General features: G+C 69.5%; 5 protein-coding genes. 3 read left to right on the top strand and 2 right to left on the bottom strand.

Going from position 1 to position 6,931, the window contains the following annotated elements; translation table 11 throughout:
• The coding region (locus GVN67_RS27335; protein ID WP_160000474.1) for a tripartite tricarboxylate transporter substrate binding protein at positions 1 to 900 on the top strand (900 nt) is incomplete at its 5' end.
• Between the two features lie 3 nt (positions 901 to 903).
• On the opposite strand, the gene GVN67_RS27330 is transcribed toward GVN67_RS27335, so the two are convergent.
• Both GVN67_RS27330 and GVN67_RS27325 read right to left on the bottom strand, forming a co-directional pair.
• Complete coding sequence (locus tag GVN67_RS27330) at positions 904 to 3,024, bottom strand: TonB-dependent receptor (protein WP_160000473.1); 2,121 nt, start codon at positions 3,022 to 3,024, stop codon at positions 904 to 906.
• Between the two features lie 73 nt (positions 3,025 to 3,097).
• Entirely contained in the window at positions 3,098 to 3,898 is an 801-nt protein-coding gene (locus tag GVN67_RS27325) for an IclR family transcriptional regulator (RefSeq protein WP_200845419.1), read from the bottom strand.
• A gap of 259 nt (positions 3,899 to 4,157) precedes the next feature.
• Between GVN67_RS27325 and GVN67_RS27320 the strand changes: the two genes are divergently transcribed.
• A complete protein-coding gene (locus tag GVN67_RS27320; RefSeq protein ID WP_200845418.1) occupies positions 4,158 to 5,516 on the top strand; it encodes an LLM class flavin-dependent oxidoreductase in 1,359 nt (452 codons plus the stop codon).
• A 4-nt stretch (positions 5,517 to 5,520) separates the two neighbouring features.
• Positions 5,521 to 6,885, top strand: coding sequence for an LLM class flavin-dependent oxidoreductase (locus GVN67_RS27315; RefSeq protein WP_160000471.1), 1,365 nt, complete (start codon positions 5,521 to 5,523; stop codon positions 6,883 to 6,885).
• Positions 6,886 to 6,931 lie beyond the last annotated feature (46 nt).

The raw sequence follows: 6,931 nt of genomic DNA, 5'->3' as shown, positions 1-6,931 counted from the left end.
CTCTGGACCCCCACCCGCCCGATCCGCTTCGTCGTCGGCTTCGCCCCCGGCGGCAGCACCGACACCGCCGGCCGCATCCTGGCCGAAGCGCTGGGCAGCCAGCTCGGCCAGCCGGTGGTGGTGGAGAACCGCGTCGGCGCCGCCGGCAATATCGGCTCGGAATTCGTCGCCCGCAGCGCGCCCGACGGCTACACCTACGTGGTGGCCTCGGTGGGGACGCATGCCACCAACCAGTTCCTCTACCCCGAGATGGGCTTCCACGTGGTGAAGGATTTTTCCCCCGTCTCGCTGACCCTGCTGAACGCCTGCGTCGTGGTGGTGCATCCCGCCACCCCCTACAAGTCGATCGCCGAGCTCGTGGCCTTCGCCAAGGCCAATCCGGGCAAGATCAACCTCGGCACCGCGGGCCCGGGCAGCTCGCAGCATTTCGGCGCGGCGCTGTTCGAGCAGCAGGCCGGGGTGAAATTCACCCATGTCCCCTATCGCGGCGGCGCCCCCGCCATCGCCGACCTGGTCGGCGGCCGGATCGACGTGGTCTTCACCCCGATCGTCGAGGCCATGGCCTTCGTCCAGAGCGGCCAGCTGCGCGCCCTCGGCGTCACCCGCCAGGACCCCTCGCCCAGCCTGCCCGGCGTGCCGCCGGTGGGCGAGGCGGTGCCCGGCTATGTCTTCAACACCTGGCAGGGCATCTTCGCCCCGGCCCGCACCCCGGCGCCGATCGTCGCCGGCATGGCCGCCGCCATCGGCACCGTGCTGCGCCAGCCGGCGACCAAGGGGCGGCTGGAGCAGCTCGGCTACCAGCCCGTCGGCAGCACGCCGGAGGATTTTGCCACCTTCCAGCTGGCCGAGCTGCAGAAGGCCGGCGAGCTGGTGAGGATTTCCGGGGCGACCGCCCAATAGCGGCTAGAAAGCGAGGCTCGCCATGAAGCGGATCGCGCGGCCCGGCAGCAGCACCTCGTCCTTCTTGAAGGAGGCCGAGTTGCGCATGTCGCGGTCCAGCAAGTTGCTGCCGACCACGGCCAGGGTCAGCGCGCGATCCGCATCCAGCGCGGCGGTATAGGCGATGCGGGCATTGAGCAGCTCATAGCCCTTGGTGCTGGTCTCCGCGGCGGCGACGCGGTCCTGGTCGAAGGCATGCAGATAGTCGAGGCCGGTGTTCCAGCCGCCGCCGCGCCAGAAGACGCCGCCACCCAGGCGATGCGGCGGGATCCGCGGCAGGTTGCCGCCGCCCCCCTGCTTGCTTCCATCGGTGAATTCGGCGCGCACGAAGTCATACCGCGCCGAGACGCCGAACTGGCCGGGGCCGACGCGGAACAGATCCTGCTCGGCCTTGGCCTCGACGCCATAGAAGCGGGCATCGCGCTGGCCATAGGCGGATTGTAGGAATTCTCCTTCGTTCCCCGCCGAGCACGACGCAAAGTCTTCGCCGCAGCTGTTGCCCGTCAGCGCGTGGTAGATGAAGCCATCGAAGTGCGAGAGAAACGCACTGGTATCGAACCGAAAACTTCCCGTCTGCCGCGCCAGGCCGAGTTCGGCGCTGACGGCCCGCTCCTTGCGCAGCCCCGGATCGCCGATGTCGAAGGTGCCCGAGGCGTCATGCGCGCCGCGGGAGAGAAGCTCGGCGGCGCTGGGGGCGCGCTCGGCATAGGCGCCGGTCAGCCGCGCCTGCATCGCCCAGGGCAGGTCCTGCAACAACCCGAGGCTGGCGCTCATCGGCGCGAAGTTGCGACGGCGCCCTGCGTTTTCCAGCGCCTGCTCGGCATCGGCCGGCAGGAGGCCGCCGGAGAAATCGGCCGTCTCGCCGGTGATGCGCACCGCCTCGATCCGCGCCGCCGCCTGCAGGCGCAGCGTCGGCGTCAGGCGCATTTCCTCGAACAGATAGGCCGCATAACGATCCGTCCGGGCCGGCGGCAAGAACTCCAGAAATTCGCCGGTGGTGCGCAGCCGCTCGCGCTCGACCGAGAGGCCCAGCGTGCCGTCCAGCGGGCCGAGCCCGGTGACGATCGGCTGGTGCTGCAGCTCCAGCCGGCCATCCCAGGTCAGGTTGCGGAAGCCGCCATGCACCACCGGGCCGCCCGCCTCGGCATGGTCGTGCGCCTCGCCTTCCTCGTGGTCCTCGTGCTCGAGCCCGATCTCCTCATGGCGATACCGGGAGAAGCCCAGCCAATAGGCGATGCTGCGGATCGGCCCGCTGGCCGGGCGATACTCGCCGCGGCTGGCCCAGCGCGTCTGCTCCATGTCGATGGCGATGCCGAGCTTGGCCTCCTCGCCGCCCGGAATGCCATAGAGGCTGCGGAAGCGGGAGATCGAGGTGCCGATGAAACCCTGCTCGCCGATATAGCTGAGGCCCATCGCCTGGCCGTCGCTACGAACAAAGCTGTTGGCCTGCGACCCGCCGCCGGGCAGGCGGTAATCCTGGTCCTTGCGGCCGAAGACGTCGCCATGCAGCACCCAGTTGCCGGCGCGGACATCGGCGCTGGCGCCGCCATCCCAGCCACGGCTGCCGCTGCTCCAGCCGCCGCCGGCGCGGCCCTGCACGGCGCGGTCGGGCAACGCCGTCGGGATGCGGTTGTTGATGACATTGACCACGCCGCCGATCGCCTGCGAGCCCCAGCGCAGCGAGGCCGGGCCACGGATCACCTCCACCCGCTCGGCTGCCCAGGGGTCGAGCGGCGGCGCATGATCTTCCCCGTAGGACGAGACGTCGCCCGCCGAAAAACCGTTCTCCTGCAGCCGCACCCGGAAGTTGTCGAGGCCGCGGATCACCGGCCGGCTGGCGCCGGGCGCGAAGCTGGTGGCGGCGATGCCCGGCTCCTGCGCCAGCAGCTCGGCCAGGCTGCGGGCGCCAACCTCGGCGATGGCGGGCTGGTCGAGGGTGGTCAGCGGCACGAAGCTGCCCGCCTGGCCGGTCTGCACCGGGCTGGCGGTGACCGGGACCATGGGCAGCGTCGCGGCCTCCTGGGCCAGGCCGGCCCCCGGCACCAGGGCGATGGCGGCACTGACGAAAAAGCGGCGGCGGGTCATAAGCGGGGCTCCGGAAGGCGGCGCCCAGGCTTAGTTTGGTATGTTATACCGTACTAATTACTTTTCCTTCATGTTAGCCGAGGGTGCCGCAGGCCTGGGAGATCGACTGCGCCGCCTCCATCACCATCGGCCCGTAGCGCCGCTCCACCTCCTCCGGCGTGACGCGGGAACGCAGCGCCGCGACATTGATGGCGCCCAGCGGCCGCCCCCGCCCGTCGCGGATGGCGGCGGCGACCGCGATGTCGCCGACATAGATCTCCTCCACCGTGGTGGCGAAGCCGCGCCGCGCCGCCTGCGCCACCTTCTGCAGCAACGGCTCCATCTCCCAGACCGTGGCATGGGTCAGCGGCCGCCGGTCGGAGCTGGCCAGGATCGCCCGCGCCTCGGCCGGCGGCATGGCGGCCAGCATGGCGATGCCCGGCGAGGTGCAATAGACCGGGTGGCGCGAGCCGATGGTGACATCGACGTTCAGCACATGCCGGCCGATGATGCGGGTGACGAACAGCACCTCGGCGCCGTCGCGCACGCTGAGGTTCACCGTCTCCTGCGTCTCCCGCGCCAGGTGCAGCAGATAGGGGCGGGCGACAGCGATCAGCGGCTCGGTGATCATGAAGCGGTTGGCCAGATCGAGCATGCGCGCGGCCAGCGAGAAGCGCTTGCTGCGCGGGTCCTTGCGCAGATAGCCGAGGCTGAGCAGCGTATGCGCGAAGCGCTGCGTCGCGCTGCGGTCCAGCCCCGCCACGGCGGCGAGCTGCGTCAGGCTGAGCGTCGGATTCTGCGCATCGAAAGCCAGCAGCAGGGAAAATGCCTTGCCCACCGATTGCACCATCAGGGCGTCGCGCGCGGGCTCGTCGCGGGATCGGGCGATGGCCATGGAAACCCTCCCAGGTGAGCCGCCATGCTGAAGCGCATCTTATCGGCATGCAATAATCGAAAGCGCAATCCAGTTTTCCCTTTCCAGGCCTGCCGGTTTGCGCTGATGATGATGCTCGAGGAAGGCGCATAGCACCGGAACTGCGGCAGCTTGCATGGGCAATGATCCATCGCGGGCGGCCGTTCCTACCGATTTCCCTGGCCATAGCGGGCCCGGGGAAAGGCAGCAGGGGGTTCCCATGGGCGCGAGCAGAAGGCGGATGAGCCTTGGCCTTTCGATCGCCAATCTTGGCTATCATTATGCGGCCTGGCGGCATCCCGGCGTGCCGGCCGATGGCAACATGCGTTTCGCGCATTACCGCCACTGCGCGGCGCTGGCCGAGCGCGGCAAGTTCGACCTGATCTTCCTGGCCGATTCCTCGGCCGTGCGCGACCTGGACAACACCGCCATCGCCCGCGAGCTGGAGCACCAGCTGGTCAAGCACGAGCCGTTGGCGCTGCTGGCGGCGATGGCGACCTGCACGAAGCATGTCGGGCTGGTGGCCACGGCCTCGACCACCTACCACCATCCCTACAACCTGGCGCGGATGTTCGCGACGCTCGACATCCTGAGCAAGGGCCGCGCCGGCTGGAACATGGTGACCAGCTTCTCGCTGGACGAGGCGCGCAACTTCGGCCTGGACCGGGTGCTGCCCTCCGACACGCGGCATGAGCGGGCGACCGAGTTCCTCGAGGTGTTCCGCGGCCTGTTCGACAGCTTCGACGACGGCGCCATCCCGATCGACAAGGCGCGCGGCATCTTCTTCGAGCGCGCCGGCACGCATCTGCTGAACCACAAGGGGAAGCATTTCGACATTCGCGGCCCGCTCGACAGCCCGATCGCGCCGCAGCGGCAGATCCCGGTCTTCACCGCCGGCGAGAGCGAGAACTCGCAGGAGCTGGCGGCGCGCACCGCCGACGTGGTCTATGGCGGCCAGCCCGACATCGCCTCGGCCCGCGCCTACTACGCCTCGCTGAAAAGCCGGCTGCCGAAATACGGCCGCACCGCCGACGACCTGAAGGTGATGCCCGGCATCATGCCCTTCATCGGCCGCACCATGGCCGAGGCGCAGGAGAAGTTCGAGCGCATGCAGCAGCTGATCCTGCCGCGCCTCGGCCTCGGCCTGCTCGTGGTCAACGGCTTCCCGGACTATACCGGCCACGACCTGGACGGCCCGATCCCGGAGGTTTCCACCGGAGACGTGAAGCTGTCCGCCACCAACAGCAAGGGCGGTTTTTCTTCCAAATTGATGGCGCAGGCCCGTGCGGAAAACCTCACCATCCGCCAGCTCTATGAGCGGGTCTCGGCGGGCTTCTGGCACATGGGCGTGGTGGGGACGCCGACCAGCATCGCCGACCTGATGGAAGAGTGGTTCACCACCGGCGCCGCCGACGGCTTCAACATCCAGTCGCCCTGCATCCCGGTGGATTCGGCGGATTTCGTCGATCTGGTGATCCCCGAGCTGCAGCGCCGCGGCCTGTTCCGCACCGAATACGAGGGCACCACGCTGCGCGAGAATCTGGGGCTGAATCCGGCGCGCCGCCAGCAGGCCGAGCCGATGCTGGCGGCAGGGAACTGAGCGCATGACGACGACGCGAAAGATGCGCCTGGGCCTCTCGGTGGCCAACCAGGGCTACCACTACGCCGCCTGGCGCCTGCCCGGCAGCCCCGCCGATAACGGCCTGTCGCTCGAGCATCACCTGGACTGCGCCCGCATCGCCGAGGCCGGCAAGCTCGACTTCCTGTTCTTCGCCGACCAGGCGGCGGTGCGCAACACCGACGACCCGCGCATCCGCCGCGACATGGAGCAGGGCCATCTGAAGCTGGAGCCGACGCTGCTCTGCGCCGCCCTGGCGGCCGCGACCGAGCATGTCGGCTTCGTCATGACGGCGTCCACCAGCTACCTGGAGCCCTATTCCCTGGCGCGCCGCCTGGCCTCGATCGACCATATCAGCAATGGCCGCGCCGCCTGGAACCTGGTGACCAGCACCAGCGTGGACGAGGCGCAGAATTTCGGCCGCCAGGGCCCGGAGAGCTCGCAGCAGCGGCACGAGCGCGCCGCCGAGTTCCTCGCGGTGATGCGCGGGCTGTGGGACAGCTGGGACGACGACGCCTTCCTGCGCGACAAGGCCAGCGGCCAGTATTTCGACCGGTCGAAGTTCCATTTCCTCGAGCATGACGGCGCCAACTTCAAGGTGCGCGGCCCGCTCGACACCGCCCGTCCGCCGCAAGGCTGCCTGCCGGTCGTCACCGCGGGCACCTCGGCCAATTCGCAGGATTTCGCCGCCGAGCATGCCGACCTGCTCTACAGCGCGCAGCCGACCCTGCCGCTGGCGCAGGAATACTATGCGGCGGTGAAGCAGCGCCTGGCCGCGCGTGGCCGCGACCCCGATTCCCTGCGGGTGATGACCGGCATCATGCCGGTTGTCGGCCGCACCGAGGAGGAGGCGCAGCAGAAGTTCAGGCAGGCGCAGGATCTTCTCGATCCCCGCGTGGCGCATGGCATGCTGCTGATCAACCACTTCCCCGATCTCAGCCACCTGCCGCTGGACGCGCCGGTGCCGTCGGTCGCGATGACCGGCCACCACGACACGCCCGGCCGCGACGCCAGCTTCACCCTGACCATGATGGAGCGCGCCCAGCGCGAGCGGATGACGGTGCGCGAGCTCTTCGCCGCCGTCTCCGCCGGCTTCTGGCATCTGGGCGTCATCGGCACGCCGCGGAGCATCGCCGACACCATGGAGCAGTGGTTCACCCAAGGCGCGGCCGATGGCTTCATCATCCAGCCGCCCTGGCTGCCCGATGGCGGCCGCGACTTCGTCGAGCTCGTGGTGCCCGAGCTGCAGCGCCGCGGCCTGTTCCGCACCGAGTACGAAGGCCTGACGCTGCGCGAGAATCTCGGCCTGCCCTGGGTGCCGAGCCGCCACGCCACGCCGACCGCCGCCTGATCCGACCGACCCGCCCCCGCAGACGGAGCCCGCAGCATGACCAGCC

The organism is Roseomonas sp. 18066, assembly GCF_902706185.1.
Classification (GTDB): domain Bacteria; phylum Pseudomonadota; class Alphaproteobacteria; order Acetobacterales; family Acetobacteraceae; genus Pseudoroseomonas.
This window is presented reverse-complemented; position numbering and strand designations above follow the sequence as displayed.